General features: G+C 33.4%; 30 protein-coding genes and 2 pseudogenes. 21 read left to right on the plus strand and 11 right to left on the minus strand.

What is annotated here, in order from left to right:
- Positions 1-166 precede the first annotated feature (166 nt).
- From KUA55_RS16235 to KUA55_RS16255, 5 genes are all read left to right on the plus strand, one after another.
- Positions 167-469 (plus strand): transposase, encoded by a 303-nt coding sequence (locus KUA55_RS16235; protein WP_218327504.1) that lies wholly within the window; start codon positions 167-169, stop codon positions 467-469.
- 421 nt (positions 470-890) lie between these two features.
- A complete protein-coding gene (locus KUA55_RS16240; RefSeq protein ID WP_218327447.1) occupies positions 891-1,340 on the plus strand; it encodes a GNAT family N-acetyltransferase in 450 nt (149 codons plus the stop codon).
- Between the two features lie 142 nt (positions 1,341-1,482).
- Entirely contained in the window at positions 1,483-2,136 is a 654-nt protein-coding gene (locus KUA55_RS16245; protein WP_218327448.1) for a hypothetical protein, read from the plus strand.
- Positions 2,137-2,258: 122 nt separating this feature from the next.
- Positions 2,259-2,738 carry a MepB family protein gene (locus tag KUA55_RS16250; protein ID WP_246601575.1) on the plus strand — a complete coding sequence of 160 codons (480 nt, stop codon included), beginning with the start codon at positions 2,259-2,261 and terminating at the stop codon, positions 2,736-2,738.
- Between the two features lie 95 nt (positions 2,739-2,833).
- A complete protein-coding gene (locus KUA55_RS16255; protein WP_218327450.1) occupies positions 2,834-3,379 on the plus strand; it encodes a DUF6609 family protein in 546 nt (181 codons plus the stop codon).
- A 210-nt stretch (positions 3,380-3,589) separates the two neighbouring features.
- Here KUA55_RS16255 and KUA55_RS16260 read toward each other — a convergent pair whose 3' ends face one another.
- Both KUA55_RS16260 and KUA55_RS18780 read right to left on the minus strand, forming a co-directional pair.
- Positions 3,590-3,820, minus strand: coding sequence for a hypothetical protein (locus KUA55_RS16260; RefSeq protein ID WP_218327451.1), 231 nt, complete (start codon positions 3,818-3,820; stop codon positions 3,590-3,592).
- Positions 3,821-3,898 (minus strand): annotated as a pseudogene (locus tag KUA55_RS18780) (DUF1642 domain-containing protein); the annotation flags it as partial. It abuts the gene before it with no gap.
- Between the two features lie 665 nt (positions 3,899-4,563).
- Between KUA55_RS18780 and KUA55_RS16265 the strand changes: the two are divergent.
- From KUA55_RS16265 to KUA55_RS16295, 7 genes are all read left to right on the plus strand, one after another.
- Positions 4,564-4,842: a DUF3784 domain-containing protein gene (locus KUA55_RS16265; protein ID WP_246601577.1), complete on the plus strand. Its 279-nt coding sequence runs from the start codon at positions 4,564-4,566 to the stop codon at positions 4,840-4,842.
- 113 nt (positions 4,843-4,955) lie between these two features.
- On the plus strand, positions 4,956-5,381 hold the full coding sequence (locus KUA55_RS16270) for a hypothetical protein (protein WP_218327453.1): 426 nt from the start codon (positions 4,956-4,958) through the stop codon (positions 5,379-5,381).
- 157 nt (positions 5,382-5,538) lie between these two features.
- Positions 5,539-5,862 (plus strand): tRNA-binding protein, encoded by a 324-nt coding sequence (locus KUA55_RS16275; protein WP_218327454.1) that lies wholly within the window; start codon positions 5,539-5,541, stop codon positions 5,860-5,862.
- A gap of 221 nt (positions 5,863-6,083) precedes the next feature.
- Positions 6,084-6,626 carry a MarR family winged helix-turn-helix transcriptional regulator gene (locus KUA55_RS16280; RefSeq protein WP_218327455.1) on the plus strand — a complete coding sequence of 181 codons (543 nt, stop codon included), beginning with the start codon at positions 6,084-6,086 and terminating at the stop codon, positions 6,624-6,626.
- Positions 6,613-6,981 (plus strand): rhodanese-like domain-containing protein, encoded by a 369-nt coding sequence (locus KUA55_RS16285; RefSeq protein WP_218327456.1) that lies wholly within the window; start codon positions 6,613-6,615, stop codon positions 6,979-6,981. Before KUA55_RS16280 ends, KUA55_RS16285 begins: the two co-directional genes overlap by 14 nt.
- Before the next feature lie 112 nt (positions 6,982-7,093).
- Entirely contained in the window at positions 7,094-7,360 is a 267-nt protein-coding gene (locus KUA55_RS16290; protein ID WP_218327457.1) for a hypothetical protein, read from the plus strand.
- Positions 7,361-7,951: 591 nt separating this feature from the next.
- Entirely contained in the window at positions 7,952-8,260 is a 309-nt protein-coding gene (locus KUA55_RS16295; RefSeq protein ID WP_218327458.1) for a carboxymuconolactone decarboxylase family protein, read from the plus strand.
- Positions 8,261-8,649: 389 nt separating this feature from the next.
- Here the strand turns inward: KUA55_RS16295 and KUA55_RS16300 are convergent, their stop codons facing one another.
- On the minus strand, positions 8,650-9,474 hold the full coding sequence (locus tag KUA55_RS16300; RefSeq protein ID WP_218327459.1) for a helix-turn-helix transcriptional regulator: 825 nt from the start codon (positions 9,472-9,474) through the stop codon (positions 8,650-8,652).
- Positions 9,461-11,461 (minus strand): HelD family protein, encoded by a 2,001-nt coding sequence (locus KUA55_RS16305; RefSeq protein WP_343214735.1) that lies wholly within the window; start codon positions 11,459-11,461, stop codon positions 9,461-9,463. Before KUA55_RS16305 ends, KUA55_RS16300 begins: the two co-directional genes overlap by 14 nt.
- Positions 11,462-11,692: 231 nt before the next feature.
- Between KUA55_RS16305 and KUA55_RS16310 the strand changes: the two genes are divergently transcribed.
- Positions 11,693-12,136, plus strand: a complete 444-nt coding sequence (locus KUA55_RS16310; protein ID WP_218327461.1) for an AraC family transcriptional regulator — start codon at positions 11,693-11,695, stop codon at positions 12,134-12,136.
- A gap of 152 nt (positions 12,137-12,288) precedes the next feature.
- Positions 12,289-13,182 (plus strand): hypothetical protein, encoded by an 894-nt coding sequence (locus tag KUA55_RS16315; RefSeq protein ID WP_218327462.1) that lies wholly within the window; start codon positions 12,289-12,291, stop codon positions 13,180-13,182.
- Positions 13,183-13,302: 120 nt separating this feature from the next.
- Here KUA55_RS16315 and KUA55_RS16320 read toward each other — a convergent pair whose 3' ends face one another.
- Positions 13,303-13,536, minus strand: a complete 234-nt coding sequence (locus KUA55_RS16320) for a hypothetical protein (RefSeq protein WP_218327463.1) — start codon at positions 13,534-13,536, stop codon at positions 13,303-13,305.
- A 295-nt stretch (positions 13,537-13,831) separates the two neighbouring features.
- Between KUA55_RS16320 and KUA55_RS16325 the strand changes: the two genes are divergently transcribed.
- Entirely contained in the window at positions 13,832-14,014 is a 183-nt protein-coding gene (locus KUA55_RS16325; RefSeq protein WP_218327464.1) for a hypothetical protein, read from the plus strand.
- Positions 14,015-14,406: 392 nt separating this feature from the next.
- On the opposite strand, the gene KUA55_RS16330 is transcribed toward KUA55_RS16325, so the two are convergent.
- The 4 genes from KUA55_RS16330 to KUA55_RS16345 are packed head-to-tail and all read right to left on the minus strand — an operon-like array spanning position 14,407 to position 18,026.
- Positions 14,407-14,637 carry a hypothetical protein gene (locus KUA55_RS16330; protein ID WP_218327465.1) on the minus strand — a complete coding sequence of 77 codons (231 nt, stop codon included), beginning with the start codon at positions 14,635-14,637 and terminating at the stop codon, positions 14,407-14,409.
- Between the two features lie 28 nt (positions 14,638-14,665).
- The gene (locus KUA55_RS16335) at positions 14,666-15,286 is read right to left on the minus strand and encodes a hypothetical protein (protein WP_218327466.1); all 621 of its coding nucleotides are present in this window, start codon (positions 15,284-15,286) and stop codon (positions 14,666-14,668) included.
- A 28-nt stretch (positions 15,287-15,314) separates the two neighbouring features.
- A complete protein-coding gene (locus tag KUA55_RS16340) occupies positions 15,315-15,860 on the minus strand; it encodes a hypothetical protein (RefSeq protein WP_218327467.1) in 546 nt (181 codons plus the stop codon).
- 9 nt (positions 15,861-15,869) lie between these two features.
- Entirely contained in the window at positions 15,870-18,026 is a 2,157-nt protein-coding gene (locus KUA55_RS16345) for a hypothetical protein (RefSeq protein ID WP_218327468.1), read from the minus strand.
- Between the two features lie 446 nt (positions 18,027-18,472).
- Here KUA55_RS16345 and KUA55_RS18785 point away from each other — a divergent pair.
- From KUA55_RS18785 to KUA55_RS16370, 6 genes and pseudogenes are all read left to right on the plus strand, one after another.
- A pseudogene (locus KUA55_RS18785) lies at positions 18,473-18,574 on the plus strand (aldo/keto reductase); the annotation flags it as partial.
- A 213-nt stretch (positions 18,575-18,787) separates the two neighbouring features.
- Positions 18,788-19,228, plus strand: a complete 441-nt coding sequence (locus tag KUA55_RS16350) for an Lrp/AsnC family transcriptional regulator (protein ID WP_218327469.1) — start codon at positions 18,788-18,790, stop codon at positions 19,226-19,228.
- A complete protein-coding gene (locus KUA55_RS16355; protein ID WP_218327470.1) occupies positions 19,225-19,848 on the plus strand; it encodes a LysE family translocator in 624 nt (207 codons plus the stop codon). The genes KUA55_RS16350 and KUA55_RS16355 overlap by 4 nt, the downstream gene beginning before the upstream one ends.
- A 41-nt stretch (positions 19,849-19,889) precedes the next feature.
- A complete protein-coding gene (locus KUA55_RS16360; protein WP_218327471.1) occupies positions 19,890-20,468 on the plus strand; it encodes an urea carboxylase-associated family protein in 579 nt (192 codons plus the stop codon).
- Positions 20,469-20,812: 344 nt separating this feature from the next.
- On the plus strand, positions 20,813-21,406 hold the full coding sequence (locus KUA55_RS16365; protein ID WP_218327472.1) for a TVP38/TMEM64 family protein: 594 nt from the start codon (positions 20,813-20,815) through the stop codon (positions 21,404-21,406).
- 14 nt (positions 21,407-21,420) lie between these two features.
- Positions 21,421-23,724 (plus strand): HAD-IC family P-type ATPase, encoded by a 2,304-nt coding sequence (locus KUA55_RS16370; RefSeq protein WP_218327473.1) that lies wholly within the window; start codon positions 21,421-21,423, stop codon positions 23,722-23,724.
- 57 nt (positions 23,725-23,781) lie between these two features.
- Here KUA55_RS16370 and KUA55_RS16375 read toward each other — a convergent pair whose 3' ends face one another.
- Both KUA55_RS16375 and KUA55_RS16380 read right to left on the minus strand, forming a co-directional pair.
- Positions 23,782-24,249, minus strand: coding sequence for a PTS sugar transporter subunit IIA (locus tag KUA55_RS16375; RefSeq protein WP_218327474.1), 468 nt, complete (start codon positions 24,247-24,249; stop codon positions 23,782-23,784).
- A gap of 15 nt (positions 24,250-24,264) precedes the next feature.
- Positions 24,265-25,002 (minus strand): DeoR/GlpR family DNA-binding transcription regulator, encoded by a 738-nt coding sequence (locus KUA55_RS16380; protein WP_218327475.1) that lies wholly within the window; start codon positions 25,000-25,002, stop codon positions 24,265-24,267.
- Between the last annotated feature and the right edge of the window lie 23 nt (positions 25,003-25,025).

A 25,025-nucleotide genomic window follows, 5' to 3' on the forward strand; every position in this document is an offset into this window, starting at 1 on the left:
TCAATTTTTGTTCAAGTTCTTTTAATTCGATTGGAATCACTTGTTTGTTTTCCTTCATTTTTGAAATTGAGTATAAAAGCCAATTTATTTCTTCCGAATTTAATTCTATTTTCACCATATTGTTTTCACCTCAAAATTTTAAATCCGTTAAAAGGTTAATGCCTATATTGGCATTGACATTCGACGGCACCAATCTGGCACCTTTATGTGTACTGACCGGATAAACAAACGAGGTAATCCAAATGCCAGGAGAGTCTTCTATTTTGTGGTTACTAATATGCTTAAACAACAACGCTGGGGGCCTAACCATATAGTAGATTATTACTATAAATTAAAGGAACCACCTTACTCTAAGAAACACAATGTAGCCACTATTGCCTGCATCAATAAATTAATTAAATGTTTGTATGCCATGGTTATTAAAGGCTCGATCTATGATTATCACCTTGCTTCAGTCAGCCAACAGTAACCTCGCTACAATTAGATAATTTAGTACCTACAGTTTTAAAAAAATAAACGACTGCAGTTTCTTTGTGATGTCGTATTTTACATAGATAATTTATTTATTTTTACTTGACACGTAGTAGGAATGTTTCGTTAGCAGAGTTAACTATTTACTACTTTTTTGATACAATAAAATAAATAACTGTGGGATTATTTAGCTTTAAAATATCACTATCGTTAATAAATCTGTTAGAAGAATTTCATTCATTCCATTTGTAATAGTCGACTTATTTATACTTTATTTGCTAGTCAACTCACTTTATATTTTTCTTTAGTACGTCCTCAATGTGTCTCGACGACATATTTAAATTGAACTCATCCACATTTAACCTTTTATTTTTTATTCCCTTATCACTCTTTGCATAAAAACAGAAAGCAGGTTTTTTATGATTACTTTTAGAAAGATGAAAAAACAAGATGTCCCCGTACTATACGACATAGCATTACGAGCGTTTCAACCTGACTACGAAAAATATGGCGTCTATCCACCACTACTAAAAACTGAAAAAAAAAGGTTTTTGCCACCACTTATTTTTGGCAAAGTTATCCTAGCTGACGATAAAGAAATTGGTGGTGCTTTTGTTGTTCCTTTAAGAAAAAAGGGGGAAATCGGCGCTATTTTTATTGATCCTGACCACCAAAAAAAAGGTTACGGCAGACAAATTATGCTGGCAATTGAGAAGCAATATCCAAAAGTAAAACGATGGAAATTAGATACTCCGAGCGAAAACTTTCACTTGCATCATTTCTATGAATCTCTGGGTTATAAAAAAACAGGTGAAATCAAAGACCCTAGAAGCGAGATGATTGGCTTTGTTTATGAAAAAACTATATAGTCTTTTTATATTCCGGAAAATATTTCTTTAGTCAGTTAACTCTTCCACTTACTGACTCAGCTATAGACGACGGTAACGAACTATTCATTTTTTCCGACCAAGTATATAATTTATCTATATTGGTAATTAAGGAGATGACATAATGAAAAGACGTCAAAATCAATTAATCAAAAAAGATAACAAACTATTTTTGATATTTTCTATATTTACTTTGATTACTATTGTCTTAGTCGCATTTATTTTTCTATTTTCTTATAAACCTTCTTCAAATCAACAAATAACAAGTTATTCAACAAACTCATCTATAAGGAACTCAACAAATAAATTACAGCAAAGCTCAAATAATGACAGTTCTCATACTACAAATGAATTTCCATATGAAGTCTCATTTCCCTCTGATAAAATTTTAGTAGGTCAATATAACGAATTTGGTTTCTCAGTAACCACCTATAAGAGTAATCAGTCTATTACTGTTGCGTATAATACAACAGATAGTGATAGCTACGGAGAACGCACAGGTCAAGTTGCTTCACTTACCCCTACTACAGTTTCCACACAAACAATTGCTGTTCGAGAATATGAAACCCAAAAAAATGTCCATGTAAATACAGAATTGAAGTTAAGTGACGTAGAACATGCTGCAAGTATAGACTTTTTCACTCCATTTAACGGAAATGATACAAAAATATATGCATATTACATGGACAATGGGAATATTGCACTAGCCTTTACGCCTGCAAATGCAGATTCTTATCAAGTTGTCGTATATCAGGTCGTTGAGCTTTCACTTAAATAACTGATCTGAATAAAATTTAACATTTTGCTAAAGGCTGAGTCTGTGGATCAGTATTTTAGTGTGCTACAATATTTTCACGAATCTAATGTGTCTATTTTTCTATTATGAGAGAGGTTGGAAATTTGAATAACTCACTGTGCTATATTAGTCAATTAACAAGTAGAACTCTGCAAAATATTAAATTCGAACATCAAAATAAAGATTATGAAGGATCTACTTTTTCTATCAGAAACTTTACTTTTCGTTGTCGTTTAGGCAAATTAACACCAAAAAAGAAAGGTTATTTCGTTGCTTTTTGGGAAAAAGATTCTGTAGGAAATAATCAAGCTTTTTCATTTCAAAACTACCCTAATAAATTGATTGTAGTAATCATCGATGACAGCTTATCTGGGCAATTCGTTTTTCCTAAGGAAATACTATTAAAGAAAAATATTTTAAAAAGTCCCGGCTCAAAAGGGAAAATGGCTATGCGAGTCTATCCAGATTGGGAAACTGACTTAAATACGAGTGCTACTAAAACACAAAATTGGCAATCAAAATATTTTATCGACACTTCATCGATTATAGATTCAGAAAAATTGAATACTCTTTATTATGAATGAAATCAAATTTCGCAATCTTGGTGGTTAGCTGACTCGATTCATTCTAATTTTTTTGTGTTATATTATAATCATTAAAAATAGAAAGAAGTCTTTTTATGTCGAAAGCAAAAGAATTTAAATATCCCCGTCAGTTTATTAATGGTGTCTGGTTAATTACGGCTGGGATAGCAACCCTTTTACTACTCATCCCGGTTCAAACAACACCCGTTTTTCTTCCTAACCCTATTTTTTTCATCATTGTCTATTCTCTTGGATTGTTTTGGCAATTAAATAAAAAAACTAGGGCAAAATTTAGTATTCATCAAGGAACAAAACAACAAAATCGTTGGGCCAACTTTGCATTGATTTTATTGTTAGGTTTAGTTGCACTTTCGATTATTCCTTCAATCGGTCAGACAAATCTCTCGGCTCCTCATGTTGTAACTATTTGGAGATTAATTTTTCTATCAGTGAGTATCCACTTTTTAGCCTTCACTCCGGTTCATGGAAAATTGATGCTGATTCTTTCAATTCTTACTATTGTGAATGTTTTGATCAATTGGCAACTTTCTTTATCACTGAATTATCTTTTTTTAATTGATGGTTCAATAAAGATAATAATTGGGATCATTTACGTTAAGGTATCTCCTATCAATTTTTGAAAACCATTTATAGACTTTTCTAAGAAGTCACAATTTTTTTAGTGGCCTTTTATTATATCTGTCTTTCAAGTCAATCCGGTGAGACTATGCAAGAAAGATTTTAGGATTAATTGTAATCAGTTTATTGTGTTTGTTTTCTCTAACTGTTAAACAATCTATTTTCCCAGCATTATTTTTTTCTAAAAACTCCAACCAGTCTTCCCCAGTCAATTAGTCAGTTGTATGGGTCACATCGTGATATGGATTATTTAATGTAAATTCCATTGCGTCATCTCTGTCATTAACGTGCTGTACCGGTACAGCTATCCCGCCAATCAAATCTACTACACTATCTGCATCTTCTTTTATTAAGAAATGTTCTGCGTGAGTTTCGCTATTCAGATGGTCATTAATTAAGAATACCTGGCAAGTTCCATCTTCACCCCAATTCAAAAAATACATATTATTTACTTTTACAATCCACTTAGATTCTTTTTCTACCTTATATCCATCTATCCATTCTTTAACGAATAATTCTTGATTTTTGTTGCTTTTTCTTCATTAACGTCGTCAAAGTCATCAAAAATTTGCAGCCAACTAGTTATTTTAAAACTTCTGTTCCAAGTCGTGTTTAATACTTTTCCTAAAAAAGATATGACCTATTTTTTCATTCTTCTATATAGTCTACGATAAATTGTGGGATTATTACTTTTCCTGGTGTTTGTATTCCTTTAATTATCTTAAGGGCATATAAAATACGAACCATTTCACTTGAGTAATTACTAGTATATTTACTCTTTTATTTTATTTTTCGATTGCTTCTTGCTTATTCATACATTTCTCCTTTTCTGCCAAATTCATCATTACTGGACATTTTTTCCTAATCCATGTAACCTCATTTAAAGGAGTGATTTTATGTTAAAAAGATTATTAACATCAGTTTGCGTAACATTAGTGTATCTTCTTGTATCCAACCTTGGAAATCTGTTCTTCGGAGTTAGTGAAACTTTCAGTTGGACGACAACACTATGGGAATCTTTATTTTTCTTTATCTTTATATTTTTGCTTTTACAGTTTAAAAAGAAATGATGCCTTCCGTTTATTGATTCATTTATATCCGTTGCTTCTTTAGTCTTGGTGGGTAGCTGACATGTCATACCTATCAAAAAGGAGATTTTTTGATGTCAAATTTTGTTAATCCATTCATGGGCCTACTAAGCTTAATTCTGAATATCTCTGGAATCCAACTAATTCGTGGAAAATGGCTATTTCTTATTGCCGGATATAATACGATGACAGAAAACGAAAAGAAACACTACAATGGTGACACTTTGGGTAAACTTGTAGGTTCATACTTGCTTGTTGTTTCTTTAGTATGTCTTTTCTCTAAAGTCCTCCCTCTAAATTTCCAACTTATTATAATTGTTATATCAACTATTTTTATTTTGTTACTCAGTACCATTTCTACGAAAGGTAAAGTTTAGCTAGTTATCTCTTTCTTTAATAGAATGTCCCGCATATTCATAAATTGGTTTTCACTCAGATTGTTTTCCCATATAATCAATTATATATACGATTTAGAAAAGAGTTGGTTATAATGAAAAATGAAAAACTGATTGTAAAACTGAGTTCCTTTTTAAATTTTTTTATTGGTATTGGAGCATTTGTAGGAAGTTTAATGGCGTTTATTCCAGCATTTCATGAAAGTATGGGCTTATCAACGGCCATGTTGCAAGATACTCCTTTTAAAACATTTCTAATTCCAGGTTTATTTTTATTATTTATCTTAGGCGGTCTCAATATTCTTAACGGTATCTGTTACTTTACACGTCAGGTTGTTGCTTATTTCTTCTCATTTTTTATGGGAGTAATCTTAATGATTTGGATTGTGATACAGTGCCTGCTGCTACAAATGTTACTGCCGATTCAGGCTATTTTTTTCCTATTGGGGTTCCTGCAAACATTTTGCAGTGTCTATTCCATCAGAAAACGTCAATTAGTATTTCCTTCTTTAAACAAATAAAAAAATTGAGTAAAGTAGAAGGATATAGAGAAATTTCAAAAATCTTCATCCAAAAATATCTAAAATTTATTGATAATGAATACTTTCACCCAGAATAATTCTTCAAAAAGATTTCTAGCGATTTTAAAAAATAGAAAACGATATTGGAGGAAAATTAATGATTTCAATGGAACAATTTGACGAAGTAGAAATGAGAGTCGGTACAATTACAAATATTTCTTTGAATAAAAGAGCACGAAAGCCTGCGTATAAAGTTACAGTTGATTTAGGGGAATACGGTAGTAAAAATAGTTCTGCACAACTAACTAATTATGAGGCAGAAGAACTTATTGGTAAACAAGTAGTCTGCGTCTGCAGTTTTGCACCAATCAGAATTGGTGACGTTAAAAGCGAGATTAGAATACTAGGCAGTGATACAGATTCTGGCTGCATTTTACTAACATCATTAAGTAAAGTAAAAAATGGTAGTAAGATATTTTAACCTCAACAATTTTAAAAAAATATTTTTAAATTACTGCTTGTCTTCTGACAGGCAGTTTTTTTTCTACAATAGTTTCCATGTATAGACTCAGTTATCTCCCTCGTTAACGGAAATCAATTTTTTGATATATATATTTTAAAGAATAAGATAGCTTGACTTATTTTAATAATGATGTAATATTTGATTAGCCGGCTAACTACTTTTCGGAAAGGAAGTTTTTTTTGGGATATTCAAACTTTTCAGATCGACCTAATATTGAAAGAATTGCTGCTATAGCAAATAAATTCAACTTATCTAGTAATCCAGATTCTGTACATCTATATTTACAATTTCAACAAACCTACAGAGAAATTGAAAAAGAATACAATCAATTACTAGAAAAATACAAATTAAGTGAGTCCAGATTCAGTATTTTAATGTTTTTATCCATTGCAGAAAATGAAAAGCTGTTGCCTTCAGAAATTGCGGATAAACTTAATGTTACAAGACCAACTGCTAGTAAGTTAATAAAAGGTATGAACAGTAAAGGGTTAATAACTATTCAACAATCTTCAACGGATAAAAGAACGAGCTTTATAAAGATAACCTTAGAAGGTAAAAATTTACTTCAAACATTCTTACCCTATAACTATCAAGCGGTTGACAGTCTATTTGATGGATTTTCAGCAGAAGAAAGAAATCAGCTTTCTTATTTACTTGAAAAGCTAGCAAATAATAAAAGTAAATTAAAAAAATTGGAGGATACAAAACATGCAAACAGCTAAAATTGACCTACTTGAAACTTATTTAAGTCTATATATCAATCATTTTGAAGTCCTAAATCATATGGATACGAAAGACTCTCCATACGTGATTCTTGACGTAAGAAACGCACCCAGCGCAGTTAAAAAGGATCAAATTAAAGGTGCTCTAGCCATCCCTGCTAAAGACCTACCTTCTAAAGTAAATGAATTAAATAAAGAAAAAACATACGTAGCTTATGACTGGACTTCGGGTACTATTTTAGGAAAACAAGCCTTGTTAATTCTTTTAAAAGCAGGATTCAAAGCTTACGAACTTGGTGGCGCACTCGAGGGTTGGAAAGGTATGAAGCTGCCAATAGAAACTTTAAACGAATAGTTTAGATTTAAACTACTTTTTTCAAGTAGTTTTTTTGCTAAATATTTCGTTAATAGACTCCTATTGATATTGTTGATATATTTAAAGAAAAAAGAAATTGGAGTTGTTAAGAATGAATATTAATGAGATTTCTTTATTCGCTTTATTCGGAATAATAATTACGACTTTCTTTTTTCTACTTGCACTTTCTATCAATAGAACAAATGGATTATTTTTTTCACGATTACCAAAGCAATTCTTGAAGGATAGTAATAACCCTCAATACGAGCTAGAACGAGAATTTGGAAAAAAATTCGTAGCTATTGTTTTTAAAATCTTCCCTCCCATTTTTCTTGGTTTTGTCTTCATTTTGATTTTATCTTTCTTATTTCATCAGTAAGTTCGCAATAGCTTCAGTTTACTGACTCATTTATATCTGTCATTTATTTTTCTCTGATATAATTAAGTAAATCGGAATTTACTGTGAAAGGGGATAATTGTTATGGAAAAAGAAATCAGAAAAAAATCCAAGGTAGGATGGTATTTGTTATGTTTATCTATTGGAGCAATTTTAGGGATTGTATTGTTTAATAAGATAGGGTGGATATTTTAAAACTGATAAATATAAATTGTCTACAGCGTGAGTCAGTCACTAGACTGACTTTTTTAATTCAGTAATCTCCGTCATTTATAGAATAAAATCAAAAATTTCTATATTTATAAAATTTTGAAAATATGATTAAATCAATGATTTTAAGCTTTTTTTGCTAATTTGTAAAACACATATATAGCGGTATTTAATGTTTTGCCTTATATTTTACCTAAGCTTAAACAGCTTTTTTTCTTTGAAAAGTATTCTATACTTACTAAGCCAGACAGCCTATCTGGCTTTTTTTTTCGCTGAAATGTTTCTTTAACTGATTTCTCTAAGCAAAAAAATCCCCTTTCTGGTAAAATTAAACTAAATATTATATTAAACGGAGGGTTATCTATGAAATTAAGTAACTCATTTGAAACCTTTGCTAAAGAAGCTCCTCAATATCAACAAGCTTTTGCACAATTAGTCGAAACATGGGGTAATATCAGCTCTTTAGAAGAGAAAACAAACCACTTAGCGTATCTCGCGGTTCTTGCAGCAACGGGAAAAACAAGTGGAATAGCTTTTCACGTCATGTTAGCCAAGAAAGCTGGCGCTAGTAAGGAAGAAGTAATTAGTGCTGTTCTTGTTGGTCTTCCAGCTATTGGAAATGAAGTGATTAGTGCATTACCAATTGTTGTAGAGGCATATGACAACAATTAAATCTTTAGTCTTTAGAAAACGCTTAACTTGTGATCTTGAGTTAAGCGTTTTTTTCGCAATATCTCCCACTTAACAATTTGGAAAGTATATTCAGTTGATTTGATGTTTATTGTAGGAAATATTGAATACTACTATCGCAATAGTTCAAATCTGCTTTAAAATACATGTTTCATCCACTTATTCATCCAAAAATTTCTAAAAAAAAGCATCTTTATCTATCATTAACTCATAAAGAAATGTAAGCTATAAGTTCCAAAATTCAGTTCTGAATAAACTAGATTATTAACAAAAAGTTACCTCCCCTTAAATTATTTTTAAAAGTAGATTGTCTTTTCAAAAAGTAATCCATCGAGTCAGTGCCTAGCATATTCTTTTAATTTAAAATATCCTCATGGCAGTTTAAGCAAAAAGTCTTCGGTTGGATAAGAAAAATTGATAGATTTCTTAGTGGGAATAAAATTTAGCCTCAACAACCTTTCTCTCCGTCCAATATCTAACTTGTCCTTTTCACGAAAACTGGTTGTACTAAGGAAATTACTTGCAAAAAGAAAATTTTCTCTAGCAAAATCTAAAAGTAATCTCTCAATATCCCATCCCCAAAGTGTGGGTAAACTATCTAATAACTCAATTGAACTAGCTTTCAAATCGACTATCATCAAGCCCACCACAGTATTTCCAAGGAATGCAACAACAATTTCTCCAGTTGCCATTTTTCTTAAAATTACTTTTTTTAATTGCTCCAACGATAGATAAGGAAAGCCATCTTTAATCTGTTTCATCAGATTAAGAATCGATTCTAAGTGTTTTTCCTGAGGTATTTTAGGTAACAAGTCTGAAGTTTTATAAGACGTAAAATCAATCATTTGAAACGAATCTAAAATTTCAAAAGACTGTTGGTTCTCTCTAAACTTTTTTGGTGTAATTTTAAATATTTCAGTGAAGGCCTTAGTAAAGGTTCGTTGTTCTTGATACCCATAATTAAGAGATATATCAATAATTTTATCCTCTGTGGAAATCAGATGTTTCGCAGCCTCGTTTAACCGCCTCTTTTTCACATAGTCGTAAGTGGTAAAACAGGTCAATTCCTTAAATTCATGTGCTAAGTAATATTTCGAATAGCCAATCTCTCTACCAATCTGTTCCAAGGATAATTCTTCAAGAAGATTCGCTTCAATAAAAGAGACGGTAGCTAAAAATGCCTTATTTTTGTTCATATAACGCTTTCCTCCTTATAAGATACAGCTCATGCAGTGCTCTGGTCGCAATGACAAATAATTGGTGTTTCCCCAGCTTTCCAGAATAATTTTCATCACCAGCATTTATAACAATCACTCTATCAAATTCTAGACCCTTTGCGAGAACCATTGGGCAAATAATCGTTTTTTCTTCTGTAAAATCTTTTGTATCTTCGGCTAAAACCGGAACATCCACATTTTTACGTTTTAAGTTCTCTTGCAAAAGATAGGCTTCCTGTTTAGTTTTTGTGATCAACACATTTTTTGATTTTTTTTTAATCAATTCCAAAATAACTGTTAACTCATCTTGCATCGTTGCAACCTCAATTTCAACAGGCTGTTGACCATGTCTCAAGACTGGCTCAATCTTTTGATCTCCAATCAAATTCTTGGCGTAAGACATAATTTCAAAAGTGGAACGGTAGCTTCTATTTAATTGAACAATTGGAGCCCCTCCAAGTAAATTACTCAGATTTTCCAAAGTTAGTTCTGCAGTTGGTGTTAAAATTTGATTTTGATCGCCGACTAATAAAATAGGACAAGCAATTACCTGACGAATAAATGAGAGCTGTAGCCACGAGTAATCTTGCATTTCATCAATAATTAAATATTTAATCTCAGTATAATTTGACATTCCTTGATAAAAATATTGAAAATATCCCAGAGCAAACAAATCAGAAAAACTACGTGTTCTCACCTTTTTAAAGCCTTTGCTTTCCAAAAAATTCTGATAAAGACACTCTGGAGATTTCACAATCAACATATCTTTTAATAGTTTTCTCAGTTTCCCAGCTGTTGGTCTTTTTGAGGGTTGAAACGGACGCTTCCGTAGGTCTTCAAGAATATCATCTGCAATCAAACGAATTCGTTCCAAAATTGACTGTTTTCTATAGCCATGAAAACGGGTTAAAATAAAACTTTTATCGTAATGGTACTCATCAATTATTATATCTTTAGGAGATAATATTGATTGTTCAAGAGAGTCGAGGTATATTTGGATATCCTGCACAACTTTTTTACTATTTAAGTAACTGAGCCGTAAATTACTAGTATTCATCAAAGATTCAGCCTCTGATATTCTTGTTTCAAAACTTTGTATCTTCGTTTCCTTTTGGATAAATTCATCTATTGTTAATTCTTTAACCGGACTTTCTCCTAGCTCCGGTAACACTTGAGAGATAAAATTACTGTACACGTGATTGGGGGAAAGAATCAGAATATTTTCTGGACCTAATCTTTCTCGAAAATGATAAAGCAAAAACGCAATCTTATGAAGGGCAATGGAAGTTTTTCCTGAACCAGCAGCTCCTTGAATGACTTGGCTTTGAATTTTTTGATCTCTAATAATTAGACTCTGCTCTTTTTGAATAGTTCCAATAATAGTAGACATTTTTCCACCAGTTTGATTAGCTAGTTCATTTTGCAACGCTTGATCGAAAATAGTCATCTCAACTTCTACCGCATATTCGAGACATCCTTTAAAAAATTTGATCTGCCGTTTTTTATTAATATAGCCTTCAGATAAACCGTTCGGTGTTTTAAACGATGCCTTTCCTAAGTCAAAATCATAAAAAATGCTAGCAATCGGTGCTCGCCAATCATAGATTACGATTTCATTTTGCATATTCATAAAAGATTGTGCCCCAATATAGATGATTTCAGCCTGCTGCTCTCCTGAAAAAATAAAATCCACTCTGGAAAAGTAAGGATTTTGTATAATTTTTTGTAGTTTATCTAATTGTGCGAAGTTGATTTTTTCAGAAATCTGCTGTTGATTTAGAATTCTTTGATTGGTAAACATTTCATGTGGATCGATCTCCCCTTTATAATCTACTAAATATTGTTGAAACTGTTTAACTTCTTCCTTAGTCGTGGTGTGTTGTTGAATAATCACCGATTCACTTTTTCTAATTTCTTGTAATATTTCCAACCAATTCTTTTTTTCTTCCAGAGTAATCTGATCCACAGCACTCATCCTCCCCCTGATAATCTATTTTCGAATAATAAATTTTATCAGAAGCTCGTAAAAAAAGTTGCACCAATCTTGCTAAAAGAATTCGACACAACCTTTCGTTCTTTTTTGTATTTTCCAATATATATTTTTTAAAAATTTTGTTGGAAAGCATTTTAAATGCTGATATCATCAACTTATGGAAAGATTGGCCAATCTTCCAAATATTTTTTTGGAGGATTTTAAATGGAACTATCAATAGAAAATATGGATTCTGAAACAATATTTTATAAACGACGTATTGGAACATACGGTCCTGAAAACTTTATTCTAATGGATACTTTAAAAACACTTATGAAGGACAAAAATGTTTTTAATAACGATACTATTATCTATGGAATAGCCTTAGACAACCCAAACATTACTTCACCACAAAACTGTCGATATGATGTAGCTACTAATACTGAAATCTCAAGCAATGAAATTAGTAAAAGAGAATTGCCTTCCGGAAAGTATGCGACATTTCTAATTGATCACACTACCGAAGCAGTTCAATCTTTTTGGAATACATTCTCAGATCATCTTTCAGAGAGCTCACTAGAATTTGATAATTCCAGACCAATACTAGAACGGTATAAACAATCTTTAGTATCTAATAGTTTATGTGAAATACTTGTACCTATTTACTAAATCTTTTCTTGACAGAATCCATTTTTGGATTCTGTCTCCACATTATGTTTCATTACTCAACTCAGACACTTTTTTTCAAGTCTCCTCCTACACAACTACTTTTTGCTATAATAAAACTAAAGATTCAAAGTCTTAGGAATGGAGCTGATTGCTTGGAAAATACACCTCTTGATTCGGCACTCATATTAAAACAAAAATATCGTAGTCTTCGTGCCGCAGAGCTAGATGAAAAAGAAATTTTGAAGCTGTTAACCGAATCAACCTTGATTCAAGAAATCTTGTCAGACAAACACAGAACAGACACCTTTACAGGCTTACGAAAAATTGAATTTTTATTAGCTGAACTTTCAGAAATTCCTTATTTTGAAAAATTACCAGAGGTACAAGTACTTCTGAAAACTCTCTACGAATACACCGCTACAGCAGATGGATACTCTTTAACAGGACAGTCAAAAGGCATTTTGGCATGCCATCAAGCAATTTGTACGTTGATCTTTATTCGAGCAAACGAGCAAGCCTGGGCTAAAAAAGGGATTGATTGGATAATTAACTACTTGCCTTTTGCAAAAAATGAAGCAACGACCTGGCAAGAAACCGATTTATTTGAGCGTTTTGGCTGTGTTGGTAATACGCCTTGTTATGATGGACTAGTAAAATCAGTCAAGGCATTGTCTGAATATCGTCAAAAATTTCCATCCGATCCTATCTTAGCTGAAAAACTTACTCAAGGCTTAAATTATATTATGAAGCACAGAGTGATTTTCCATCAGGACTCCGACGATTATTTATATGATGATTTGATCACGCTGTTTTATCCTTATCCCTATAGAACGAATATCATTGAAGTCTTAAGCCTGCTCAAAAAAGAAAATCTTTTGAAGGACCCACAATGTCAGGATGCAATTGCCTTTATTAAAAATAAAGAGCTTGTTAATGGCGGTTGGCAGGCAGAAAAAATTTTTATGAAAAGTTCTTGGATTCCTTTTGATGCGATGAAGAGAAAAGGAAATTGGATTACTGATGAAATTAATTGGATTTTAAGTTAAGTTGAGGAGAATGGCTATTAGACATAAGTGCATCTTTTTTAAAATTAGTTGCTCCTTATCCATCTATCTCGTTAGCCGCTCACTTATACAATTTTTCATATGATATAATATTTCAAAAAGTTAGGAGACTACCATGATTACTATCTCAATCTTTATCATATCAATGTTTTTTGTGGTACTAGCCCTGATATTTTTTGGAATCTTTCTTTCTATCAGTGGAATAGTAACTGGAACCACAACGCTATTTTTAAAAAATAAAACAGCAAAACCTTTTTTTGGTATCTTCTCAGCTATTCTTTTTTTAGCAGGACTCGTTATGTTATTACCTTTTTCTCTCGGGTATCTTGCTCCCATTGCAGTTACTACTTTATTGATTATTCTATGTATATCTATTTCAATCCTTGCAATCGTTGGAATTTTCTTCTCTAAGCGGTTAGATACCTTACTACTTAAAACCCTCCTGATAGGTGTCTATATGTTAATAATCATTTTATCGCTATCCTGCTTGTTCTTTTTTCTCTTTTTCTTGATATAATTACTAACGCTTAATTTACGCTTTGATCCATACTTATGAATCCTAGAAACTTTTCATGATTTATTTCATTACTAGAACTAAAAACTGGTAAAATATCCTAAAAAGGGGAATCCTATGCAGAATTTCTATGTCCTATTTAGTTTTATTTGTACATTTGGCATTATATTAATGATTATTACATTCTTTAAAGACTATAAAAGACTCACAGTATTACAAAAAGCTTCACTTATTCTCATTTCAATTGGTGGCTTAGCACCAATGATTTTAGGGACTATCCAAGGATTTTTGGCTCATTAACAGCTCTTATGGGCTGTTTTTTTGTATCTTAAATTGACAAAATGCAACATAAAAATGACTCATAACTGTAACCCATATAAAATAGGTTTGTTGAAAACACTATTAAGAAGAATCTATGACTGAAATCGAATAAAAAAGTAGGCAACAATTTATGTTAGCCTACTTTTTAAAATCCATTAGATTTGTTTTAAAGTATCTCCTATTTTGTCAACACTCATGTCCTGATGATTATTAGGAACTGTAATATTATCTATAAAAGAAAAAGCTTTGGGATATCTTCTTTCATGTCATTTGAATTTATTGCCTCTTCACTTTCATATAAGAGGACTTTCGATTTAACTAGTACCTGATAATTATTCACATTGTTATATATCTTTTAAGATTTTTTTCAGTTAAGCTTTGCTAAATCTTTTTAGTTTTCTCAGTACAATCGCTATCAGACAAAAAATTATTCCTAATAACATTAAACTGTTTTCTAACGGTTGATTGGTTTTTGGTAGCGAACCTTGATAAACTTTTACCTCGCGAAATGTTTGCGTTGATTTTCTCACATTCGATTCTGGCAAACCTGCATCAGTTGGTGCAACACCTAATGTGCCACGAACCTCAATTTGGCTGTCCATCCTGTTGCCCCCTCTTAAAAAATGCTAATTACCATTTAATTGGAACAAATTTCAAACTAAGATCATACGTTTCAGTGATGGTTGCTTGTGATGATCCTGCTGTAAAATTACCATCATAGTTAAATGTTAATTCTTGAGACTGTCCAGTTGGTCCAGCATTAACTAATCGACCTTCGCTATTTGCCAATTCTCCTAAAGAAGTTGTTGTTAATACTCCAGAATTTCCATCCGTAATTACTGGTACTGTTACTGCTGTGGATGTTTTCAAGTCTAAATCTAAATCAGTAGCAGTAATCCCTCCAGCGGATTTTGTAGTAAATCTTTCTGCAGAAACGGTTACTGGTCGACCAGAATTATTTTTTACAGTATAGGTTGGAGAAGATACACTACCTGATGAACCAACACTATAGAAAATTGTTTTCATTGGGACGGTGACATTGACCCATTTTTTGTCTCCTTCGTCAATCGGTGCTGTAGGATCCGTATTGTCTATTCCCAAAGTACCCTCTACTTCAACTGTCGTATCATTTTGATCAATGACCGTTTTTAGACCTGTGCTAGGATCATCGGTGGTTTCAGTTGCTGATACCCCCGCCGTAAATCCTAGCACTCCTGAAAACAATACAACACCTGTTAAAAATTTCTTCATTGTAAAACGCTCCTTTTTTGTCATTATATTATTGAACCATTAAGGTCAACACTGATTGAACTTCCCCTTGTTTCTTTTTTGAATCTGGATCATACACCTTGAAGGTTGCTGTAGCTGGATAATCTCCTGGCTGCAGTTCCTTTTCTAGCTTGGCTGTTTGGATTTCTTCGCCTGGCTGAATGGCTCCAGAATTATAAACTACTTCATTAGTCTCATCGATTGTGACAACCACACTAACTGGTTGGGCGTTGCTAGGTGGATTTTGAATCGCTAAATTCCCTGTCATATTAGTGCTATCAATCGTGGCTTCTGAAACAATTCGCATGTTAAATTGACTTTTATCTATATTTGATTGAGCAAATTCCGCAATTTCTTTTTCTGTCATCCTAGAAGCATCCTTACCATCTGGCAAAAAATCCCCTGCGATAATATTTGCTGGGACTTCCTGAGTTTTGAAAAAATGATCATAAACTACGTAACCTGCAGCTAACAACAATAGTAATAATAATAAAAGCAAGTATTTTTTTTTCTTAGCGTCATCTTGCTTCTCAGTTTGTTGATTGGTATGTTCCATGTTTTCCTCCTAAGGATTGGTATGACTAATTTTAAAATTGACTTGATAATTGACTTGTTTTTCTATATAAAACGAGCCTGTATAACCGCCTAAAAAACTTAAATTGGCTTTTGAATTAGTTTCAAAATAAGGACTCAACTCTAAAGTCTGACCAGCGCCATCATTAGCCATTGACCAAGTGGTATTGGTATTACTTAACGCAGCTAAAATATCCAATTGTAATAAACCTTCATCACCAGATAATGTTTCCACCAAACGAATCGTAGAATCACTGTTTGCTCCAGTCGTTACTTTAGTCATAGTGATATAGGTTGGCACATTGCTATAACTTTCTAAAAAATAGTCATTTTTTTTAGTAATTAAAGGTCCATCATCACTTAGAAAAGACAGAGCCATCGGAAAAACAGTTGAGATATGTTTTGGTACTTCCACCACATTTTCTTTCCACAAGGTTGAACCTGATCCACCGTTACTGGTACCAGATACGCGACCATAAATATAATAATTTTGTGCCAGTACATCATCTAAAGTTCCTCTCGTAGCTGAATCGCTACTAGAAAAATCCTCTCCAGTAAAGGTATAGACGCCATCAGGTTTGGTTTGATTATTAAAATCATTAGTTAAAGTCGTTTGATCCAAGCGACCATCACTGTCGGAATATGGTGTTTTTGACAAAATAAATTCCGTTCTAAATGTCCAACCATTCACTAAGTTAGTCTGAAAATCTTGTACATCGCTTAATACTTGGCTTAATCTATTCCCAACAGTAGAGCTAGCCGAAACACCATAAATCGACATAGCGGGATCATATTTTATCCAGCTTTTATTTTGATAATTGGTACTATCAAAAGTGACACGATTGTTTGGCGAAACTGCCGACTGTACCACACTATTATTAGTAATTGCTTGATAAAGACTGGTGCCTGTATTAGTGATAGTGATGCTCCCGGCACTAATCGGACTGCTGAAATTGTTCGCGTCTTCTGTTTTACCAACATAAAAACTGGCAGGATCAGTCGCAGATACATTTAACTTTTTCATATTAATTGCTCTGCTTTTAGTCAGATATTCAAAGCTAGAGCCTTCAGCAAGTCTCATATCAAGTGCAGCAGAAGCCACTAATACATTGGATTGGGCGCCCGCACGATCACGCACTTTATAGATAAACTTTGCATTATCTTCTAAAATAAGTTTTTGATTCACCGTTGCTGCTCCATAATAAAACATATAAACTCTAGAAGAATTCATATCCAAGACAGCATTCTTTTCAACAGTTACGGTTAAATCCCCTGCGCCATACATATAAAAGAATGCGTGATTTTCGTAAGTATAATTTGAAATATTGGTTTGACTGCCTTGCTTGAAATTCACATAACGAAAACCTTCCACAAATTCCCCACCATAGGCTGGACTAGTATTAGGACTGTTGTAGCTACTTGTCCCACTGATATTTAACGTACAATAGCCAGCTGCAGCAAAGAAAGGCTGAGAACCCCTTTGAATGTTATAGTTAATATTTTCAACATTCAGCGTTGTACTTGCGCTAAGAACTCTGACAAATCCGTAATAAGTATTTTGAGAGTAGCTATCTGATCCTAGATTTAAATTTTTAAGCGTAATGGTTAGACCACTTGTACCAGTTTTAAACATTGTGCCATTAGCTACAGCCGAATAATTTAAATACCAATAATTTTCAGGTGTGCTAGGTTGCGAAGGATCTTTTATACCATTTATTTCAGTGTTTCTATTGAAAGCTAAATCTGCTGAATTACTTTCATTGACAAGAATATCTGCTAGTAATTGAATATATTTAATGTTGGTCACAGAATCCACGTTGCCACTCTTAATTGCGCTTTTCAGTTCACTATAACTAGAGACTGTAAAAGGATTATTCTCTGATCCATCCCCTCCCATTGCTTGCGGGTCAATACTATCTGTAGTTATGTTATCTTTATTTTCTTCATCTGAAGAACTAGACTGGGTCTCTTCTTCGATAACAGCCTCCACCCACTGACTTGTTTCTGACTGATTCGTTTCTGCTGGATTATTTATTTCTTCAGTGGTCCGTAATGTCTCCAAATCATCTACTTTATTCTCAACAGCAAGTACGTTTGATACCCCTACAAAAGAAAAAAGCAAGAGAGTTAAATAAAGTATTTTCCTCACAATCTTTCATCCCCCCTATTCAAAAAATACTTTTTATCAAAGTATTAAGACAATGTTGTTAACCCCAAACATTATCTTTTCATAAGAATTATATTATTAATTTTAATGTAAATCAATATAAATTAATGTATTTGATATAAAACGTGCGTTATATTTAGAAGATATCCTTTATAAAAGTGCTTGATAACCGTAACAAGTTATAGATATATAATTTCTCCCCTTTAATAGATTCTTTGAAAATAGCTGACGGTTTACAATCATTTAAGTGTGTGCACATTTATGCAATCGATTGGCTCAATCCCAGTGAATCTCTTACTATTTTCCCATTTAACTTAATGTCGATTTTAAATGCTAGACTTAGAAGAATTCCAAAAAGAGAGGACGAGATTATGATGGTGAAGATTGTATTAAATAACGGATTGTAGATGAATTGATTAGGTTGTGGTGTGTTTCAACTAGAGGATTTGGCAGAATGTGGGCAAGCTGTTTTAGCTGCCTGTAAAACAGGATATCGCTTAATTGATACAGCCAGTGCTTATCGAAATAAAGTGGAGTAAACCTGATTCATCCTCCTTCAGAAATTTTTGAGGGAGGATTTTTTTATCTTTCGTTTCGTAAAGAAAACATACATGATTATTTCTTGCTTTTTACTTTTTTAAGGAATTTGATTAATAGAGCTAAAAATTTACGGATATTTAGTTCTTGTATTTACATTTTATAAGTAAAACACTAGAATATTTAAAAAAGAACGGAGAAATATTATGGATGCAATTGATTTACTTATTATTGCCGAATTGAAGGAAAACAGCCGTCAATCTGCCTCACAAATTAGCAAAAAAATACACATGTCTGTCCCTTCTGTATCTGAAAGAATTAAAAAGTTAGAAGCTAGCGGTGTTATCGAAAAGTACACTATCAAAATCAATCGTAAGAAAAATGACGAGAATTTGATGGCCTTTATCTTAGTAAATTTGGATCGAAATAAAAAAACCGAAAACTTCAAAAAGCTGATTAGTGCCCATCCAGCCGTTTTAGAATGCCATCATATTGCTGGTTCCTCTGATTTTATTTTAAAAATTGTTTTGAAAGACACCGATGCTCTAGATGATTTTTTAGGCAATTCACTAGGTTCGATAACGGGCGTCGTTAGTTCAAATACCATCATTGTACTGAAAACTCTAAAAGAGGAACTAAATACATGACCCCTCGGATAAACCCTGCCCTTCTAACCGGTTTGCGTTTTGGCATGATCTTACAATTAGCGATTGGTCCGGTGGCTTTTATGATCTTAAATACCTCAGCCTCAAAAGGTTTCCTAGCGGGATTACAAATTATGATCGCTGCCGCATTAGTTGATAGCTTATTTATCTTACTATCTTTTTTAGGTATTTCAGCAGTGATTGAACGACCTAAAATAAAAATCCTCTTCAAAATAAGTAGCAGTATCATTTTAAGTCTTTTTGGAATGAATCTTGTCTTAAGTTTTTTTCAAATTTCACTGATACCTAACATTTCGCTTTTTTCTGAATTAACAGCGACTAGTCCTTTTGTTAACGGACTTCTTTTGACGGCTTCTAATCCGTTGACGATTATTTTTTGGGGTAGTATCTTATCAAAACAAATCATTGAAAATAACTACACTAAACGGCAACTTTGTCTATTTGCTGCCGGTTGTGTTTTAGCAACTATTGTTTTTTTAACCTTTGTTGCAATTCTGGGAACACTGTTGAATAATTTTCTTCCTGAAAAAATATTGAAGCTGTTAAATATTTTTATCGGTGTTCTATTGATATTCTTGGGAATAAAGCTTCTACGTGATTAATTTCGTGATAAACTTTAGTAACTATTAAAAAGGAGACTACTATGGAAAAAGAATACTTAATTGCTGCTTGCACCGGACAAGCGATCGATATAAAAAAAGGACAACAAATAACAATTATTGATGTTGAAGGAGGTCAAGTTGCTGATTTCTTTGCCGAAAACACTGCTGACCAAAATGAATTTTTATCGACTGCAGTCACAATTGATTGTAATGAATCCATTCGTTTAAATATAAATGATACGATTTATTCAAACCTCTATACGCCAATGTTCACCGTTATTTATGATGAAGTAGGTCAACACGATTTATTGTTTCCTTGCTGTCGCCCAGAAATGTATGACTTTTTTTATCAAAATGGCGCCAATCATCCTAATTGTTTCGACAATATCAACAAAAGCTTAGGTGAAAACCGACTGATTATTCAGCCACTTAATTTATTCATGTATACAACCATCGACGACAAAGGAAAAATAACTATCCACAAACCACTTTCCAAAGCTGGCAGTAAAATTATTTTAGAAGCCAAAATGGATATGAAAATTGCCGTAGCTGCCTGTAGCGTTTCAGAAGCTGACACTAACGGTCGAAAAAACTCTCCGCTAAAAATAACTGTTAACTAATTTAAAACCACTTCAATATCACAAAAAGGAGCGCTAATTATGATTCTGACAATTCTCGGTATCCTGATTTTAGTTAGTCCGATTGCTTATCTTCCTCAGCTATATATAGATAAAGCAAACACTGGATTTAATTTCCCTCCTTTTTTACTGAAGTATTTCTAGCAAAACCAAAATGCATCTTCCACTCCACCTATCACCTCTAAAAATTTACCTTCAAAAAACCAGCCCAACTTACTTTTTTCACTTCTTTTTTACATTTGTTTATAAACTGTTTAACTTTTCTTACCATTTTATTTGTAATTAACCGTTAGACTAAGCATGTGTTAGAGAGGTAAGTGAAAAGTATGAAAACAGATGCGTATCCTGCGCTTCCTAAAAAATTGATTACCCTTTTGAAATATTTGGGGATTATTGCCGCACTGGTGTTAATATATATCATCTTTCATAATGGTGTGGCACCATTCCAACATCATTTGTATGCTTTTATTTTGAAGGCTGGAATTTTTGGTCCGATGTTCTTTATCTTATTTCAAATCATTCAAGTAGTGATTCCAATTTTACCTGGAGGTTTGAGTTTGAGCCTTGGGGTATTGGCTTTTGGCAGTACCTGGGGATTTATTTATAACTATTTAGGCATTGTGATGGGTTCTATTATTTCATTTTTATTGATTCGCAAATTTGGTAAACCGCTGATTCAGCAGTTGGTTTCAGAAAAGAATTACCAAAAAATCATGCATTATTTAGATAATAAGCAGCGTTTCACCAGATTTTTTGCTTTAGCTATTTTATTTCCAGTTGCACCAGATGACTTACTATGTATGGTGGCCGGTTTAAGCAAAATGAAATTAAAAACTTTTACCTTGATTATTATCCTAGCTAAACCATTTTCGATTTTCGCTTATGGTTACGGACTAACATTTTTATTACAACATATCTAATTGGAGGAACAACCATGACTATCGATAAAGGTTTATCACAAGCAGCAGTAACACAACGGATTAAAAAAGGTCAAACCAATGATTACCGACCGAATATGACCAAGTCCACCAAAACAATTATTTTGCAAAATACCATGACTTTATTTAATTTTTTAAACTTTGCATTGGCGGCAGCATTGATTATTGTCGGCTCCTATTCAAATGTTTTTTTCATCAGCATTATTATTTTCAACATTGTGTTAGGAATTGTCCAAGAATTACGGGCAAAAAAAATGGTGGAAAATCTTAGTCTGATTTCTGAAAAGAAAATTAAAGTCCGACGCGCAGGTGAAACCCAAGACATTTCTCCTAGTGAATTGGTTTTAGATGATATTGTCCTACTAAAGAGCGGTGATCAAGTGCCTAGTGATTTAGTGGTTTTGGAAGGCTCAGCGGAAGTCAACGAATCATTATTAACCGGTGAATCTGATGCTATCGCAAAATCGATTGACAGCCACGTTTTATCCGGCAGCTATCTAACTAGCGGGCAAATCGTGGGTCAAATCGAACATGTGGGAGCTGATAATTATGCCACCAAAATTGTCAGCGAAGCCCAAGGTGATAAGGGTTACGAATCTGAATTGGTTCGCTCCATTGGCAAAATTTCGAAATTTACTAGTTGGGTAATTATTCCATTAGGTTTAATTTTATTTGCAGAAGCGCTATTTTTCCAATCTACTTCAACCACTACGGCTGTTGTTTCTACAGTTGCGGCGCTGATTGGGATGTTACCAAAAGGTTTAGTCTTGCTGATTGGTTTGGCTTTGACGACTGGTGTTTTGAAGTTGGCTAAGAAAAATGTCTTGGTACAAAATAAATATGCGATTGAAATGTTAGCTCACATGGATATTTTAGCTTTAGACAAAACTGGCACCTTGACTGAAGGAAAAATGTCAGTGGAAGAATTGTATCTTTTGAACGACAATTATCGCAAAGAAACACCGGATTTTATTAGCAGTTATCTTGCCGCTTCAAACGATAGTAACCTGACTGCCCAAGCTTTAAACAATTATTTCGACTCTAAAGCAGTCTATTCTGCGTCATCAGTCACAGCTTTTTCTTCAGAAAGAAAATACGGCGCAGTCACTTTAGAAGCTGTCGGAACGGTTTATCTCGGCTCGCCAGAAAACTTAATGCCGGATTATTCGCTACCATCGATTGCTCGTGAAGCGCAAAACGATGGCAAACGAATTTTATTGATTGCTTTAGCAGAAAATGATCAAGCTAATTTGACGGCCCTAGCTTTAATTATTTTAAGTGATCCGATTCGGCCGAACGTCAAAGAAACCTTGGGCTTTTTCAAAGAACAAGGAGTAGCATTAAAAATTATCTCTGGTGACAATCCCATCACCGTTTCTGCCATCGCTGCCAATGCTGGTTTAGATAATCCCGAAAATTATATTGATTTGTCTACTTGCACAGATGAAAAAACCGTCCGAGAAGTTGCCCATCAATATACAATTTTTGGTCGTGTGACACCTCAACAAAAAAAATTGTTAATCAACGAACTGAAAACTTCTGGTAGCACTGTTGGTATGACTGGTGATGGTGTCAATGATATTTTGGCTTTGCGGGAAGCCGATATTTCGATTGCTATGGCTGAAGGCGATGGTGCCACCCGACAAATTGCAGATGTGGTACTATTGAATTCCGATTTCGCAACTTTACCCGAAATTATTTCAGAAGGACGGCGGGTCATTAATAATATTACTCAAAGTTCTGGCGTTTTCTTTATTAAAACTATCTACTCCTTCTTACTTTCAATCTTTTGTATTTTGACAGCGACGGCTTTTCCTTTTATTCCGTTGCAAATTACCTTGATTGATTTGGCGATTGAAGGTTATCCAGCTTTCTTTGCCTCATTTGAAGCCAATGATAAAAAAATCACTGGAACTTTCTTAAATACTTCCATCAAACGGGCGTTACCAAGCGCACTTCTCGTTTTATTTGGGATTATGGTCAGCTGGTTGATTCATGCTATGGGCTTCATTTCATTAGCGCAAAGTCATTCATTGATGTATTTCTTATTGATTGGCATTAGTTCTATCGGTGTGGTTAAATCCTTGCAACCATTTAATCCGTTGAGAGTCTTTTTAGCAGTGACTTCCATTGTGGGAACCTTTGTGGCCGTCTTATTGTTCCATAAATTATTGGTAGTTAGCTTGATGAACCTACCAACTTTAGCCATTTTCTTAATCGTGATGCTAATAAGTGGACTTGCTTGGGAACCAATCTATCGTAAAGTTTTACATTTAGGCGCTCGTTTAGTTCGGGCATAAAAAAATCCCTTCAGTTATTGATACTTAACTGAAGGGATTTTTAATTTAGTAATAAACCTATTCTAATTCACCAATTTGTTCTTTAGCTTCATATTTCCCTAAATCTAGCTTTAACTTTTCCTTAGCTAAATTAGTGAAAATGACCATCACGTCCGTTGGTTTTTCTTGTGCTTGTAGATACGCCAAGTCTACATTGGCTAATAAAGTATTTTCATCCACTTGATCGTCAACTTCGACAGAAATATCAAAGCCTTCACCATTTAATTCTACCGTGTCAATACCGATATGAATCAATACTTCGACACCACCTTTAGTTACTAATGAAATCGCATGTTTAGTTGGGAAAATAGCAGTAACTTTCGCTTTTATTGGACTGTAAATATCTCCATTAGTAGGAAATATGCCAAAGCCATCTCCCATCACTTTACTGGCAAACATTTCATCATGGACGTCTGCTAAAGCAACGACTTCGCCAGCCACTGGATTGAATAGTGTCACAGCTTTATTTCTACTAAATAGTCCCATTTAAAATTTGCTCCTTTATTTTGAAATAATTTTCATTTCTTTTGCTAATTTTTTATCAGTCTGGTCAGAAATCAAAGTCACCTCAGCTAAATCAAACGCCCGAACAGTTGCCGCTTTGTGGAATTTGGTGCTGTCACATAATAAAAACGAATTTCTAGCTTGATTGATTATCACTCGTTTTTTAGAAGCTTCCACATAATCGGGTGTGGTGACACCATACTTCACGTCGACGCCGTTGGCACCTAAAAATGCTTTGTCAAAGATATATTGTTTGATATTTTCTTCCGTTAATGGTCCCGAAATCGAAGAAATAATTGGGTTAAAAGTGCCTCCCAACAAAGTGATTTCACAAGAGAAATCTCCTACTAACGAAAGTGCGTCCGTGTTAGTGGTAATAATGTGGACTTTTTTGTTTAAAATTTCTTTGAGCAAAGCAAAGCAGGTGGAACCAGAATCCAAATAAAGCGTGTCACCATCATTGATTTGCTTGGCTGCTAATTTAGCAATGTATTGTTTTTCTTTGGTTTGTAGATTGGCTTTATCAGAGATCGGAATTTCCGTTGTGCTAGTAATTAATTTTACCCCGCCACCCGCCAATAGATGGACTTTATTATTTTTTTCCAACTCTTTTAAATCACGTCTTAAAGTCGAGGTAGAAACACCGGGAATATAATTTTGAAACTCTTCAATCCGAATCAGCTCTTCTTGACTGAGAATGTCTAATATTTTTTCTTTTCGTTCGTAAGGAATCATTTTTCAATCCTCATTTCATCTTC

This window comes from Enterococcus alishanensis (assembly GCF_019218635.1).
In the GTDB taxonomy this organism is placed as follows: Bacteria; Bacillota; Bacilli; order Lactobacillales; family Enterococcaceae; genus Enterococcus_A; species Enterococcus_A alishanensis.

Bases quoted from the DNA above. Each gene is read 5' to 3' on its own strand.
- KUA55_RS16240 (WP_218327447.1), top strand. From the start codon at position 891: ATGATTACTTTTAGAAAGATGAAAAAACAAGATGTCCCCGTACTATAC.
- KUA55_RS16245 (WP_218327448.1), top strand. From the start codon at position 1,483: ATGAAAAGACGTCAAAATCAATTAATCAAAAAAGATAACAAACTATTT.
- KUA55_RS16255 (WP_218327450.1), top strand. From the start codon at position 2,834: ATGTCGAAAGCAAAAGAATTTAAATATCCCCGTCAGTTTATTAATGGT.
- KUA55_RS16260 (WP_218327451.1), bottom strand. From the start codon at position 3,820: ATGTATTTTTTGAATTGGGGTGAAGATGGAACTTGCCAGGTATTCTTA.
- KUA55_RS16265 (WP_246601577.1), top strand. From the start codon at position 4,564: ATGGGCCTACTAAGCTTAATTCTGAATATCTCTGGAATCCAACTAATT.
- KUA55_RS16270 (WP_218327453.1), top strand. From the start codon at position 4,956: ATGAAAAATGAAAAACTGATTGTAAAACTGAGTTCCTTTTTAAATTTT.
- KUA55_RS16275 (WP_218327454.1), top strand. From the start codon at position 5,539: ATGATTTCAATGGAACAATTTGACGAAGTAGAAATGAGAGTCGGTACA.
- KUA55_RS16285 (WP_218327456.1), top strand. From the start codon at position 6,613: ATGCAAACAGCTAAAATTGACCTACTTGAAACTTATTTAAGTCTATAT.
- KUA55_RS16290 (WP_218327457.1), top strand. From the start codon at position 7,094: ATGAATATTAATGAGATTTCTTTATTCGCTTTATTCGGAATAATAATT.
- KUA55_RS16295 (WP_218327458.1), top strand. From the start codon at position 7,952: ATGAAATTAAGTAACTCATTTGAAACCTTTGCTAAAGAAGCTCCTCAA.
- KUA55_RS16300 (WP_218327459.1), bottom strand. From the start codon at position 9,474: ATGAACAAAAATAAGGCATTTTTAGCTACCGTCTCTTTTATTGAAGCG.
- KUA55_RS16310 (WP_218327461.1), top strand. From the start codon at position 11,693: ATGGAACTATCAATAGAAAATATGGATTCTGAAACAATATTTTATAAA.
- KUA55_RS16320 (WP_218327463.1), bottom strand. From the start codon at position 13,536: ATGGGAGCAAGATACCCGAGAGAAAAAGGTAATAACATAACGAGTCCT.
- KUA55_RS16325 (WP_218327464.1), top strand. From the start codon at position 13,832: ATGCAGAATTTCTATGTCCTATTTAGTTTTATTTGTACATTTGGCATT.
- KUA55_RS16330 (WP_218327465.1), bottom strand. From the start codon at position 14,637: ATGGACAGCCAAATTGAGGTTCGTGGCACATTAGGTGTTGCACCAACT.
- KUA55_RS16335 (WP_218327466.1), bottom strand. From the start codon at position 15,286: ATGAAGAAATTTTTAACAGGTGTTGTATTGTTTTCAGGAGTGCTAGGA.
- KUA55_RS16340 (WP_218327467.1), bottom strand. From the start codon at position 15,860: ATGGAACATACCAATCAACAAACTGAGAAGCAAGATGACGCTAAGAAA.
- KUA55_RS16350 (WP_218327469.1), top strand. From the start codon at position 18,788: ATGGATGCAATTGATTTACTTATTATTGCCGAATTGAAGGAAAACAGC.
- KUA55_RS16355 (WP_218327470.1), top strand. From the start codon at position 19,225: ATGACCCCTCGGATAAACCCTGCCCTTCTAACCGGTTTGCGTTTTGGC.
- KUA55_RS16360 (WP_218327471.1), top strand. From the start codon at position 19,890: ATGGAAAAAGAATACTTAATTGCTGCTTGCACCGGACAAGCGATCGAT.
- KUA55_RS16365 (WP_218327472.1), top strand. From the start codon at position 20,813: ATGAAAACAGATGCGTATCCTGCGCTTCCTAAAAAATTGATTACCCTT.
- KUA55_RS16370 (WP_218327473.1), top strand. From the start codon at position 21,421: ATGACTATCGATAAAGGTTTATCACAAGCAGCAGTAACACAACGGATT.
- KUA55_RS16375 (WP_218327474.1), bottom strand. From the start codon at position 24,249: ATGGGACTATTTAGTAGAAATAAAGCTGTGACACTATTCAATCCAGTG.
- KUA55_RS16380 (WP_218327475.1), bottom strand. From the start codon at position 25,002: ATGATTCCTTACGAACGAAAAGAAAAAATATTAGACATTCTCAGTCAA.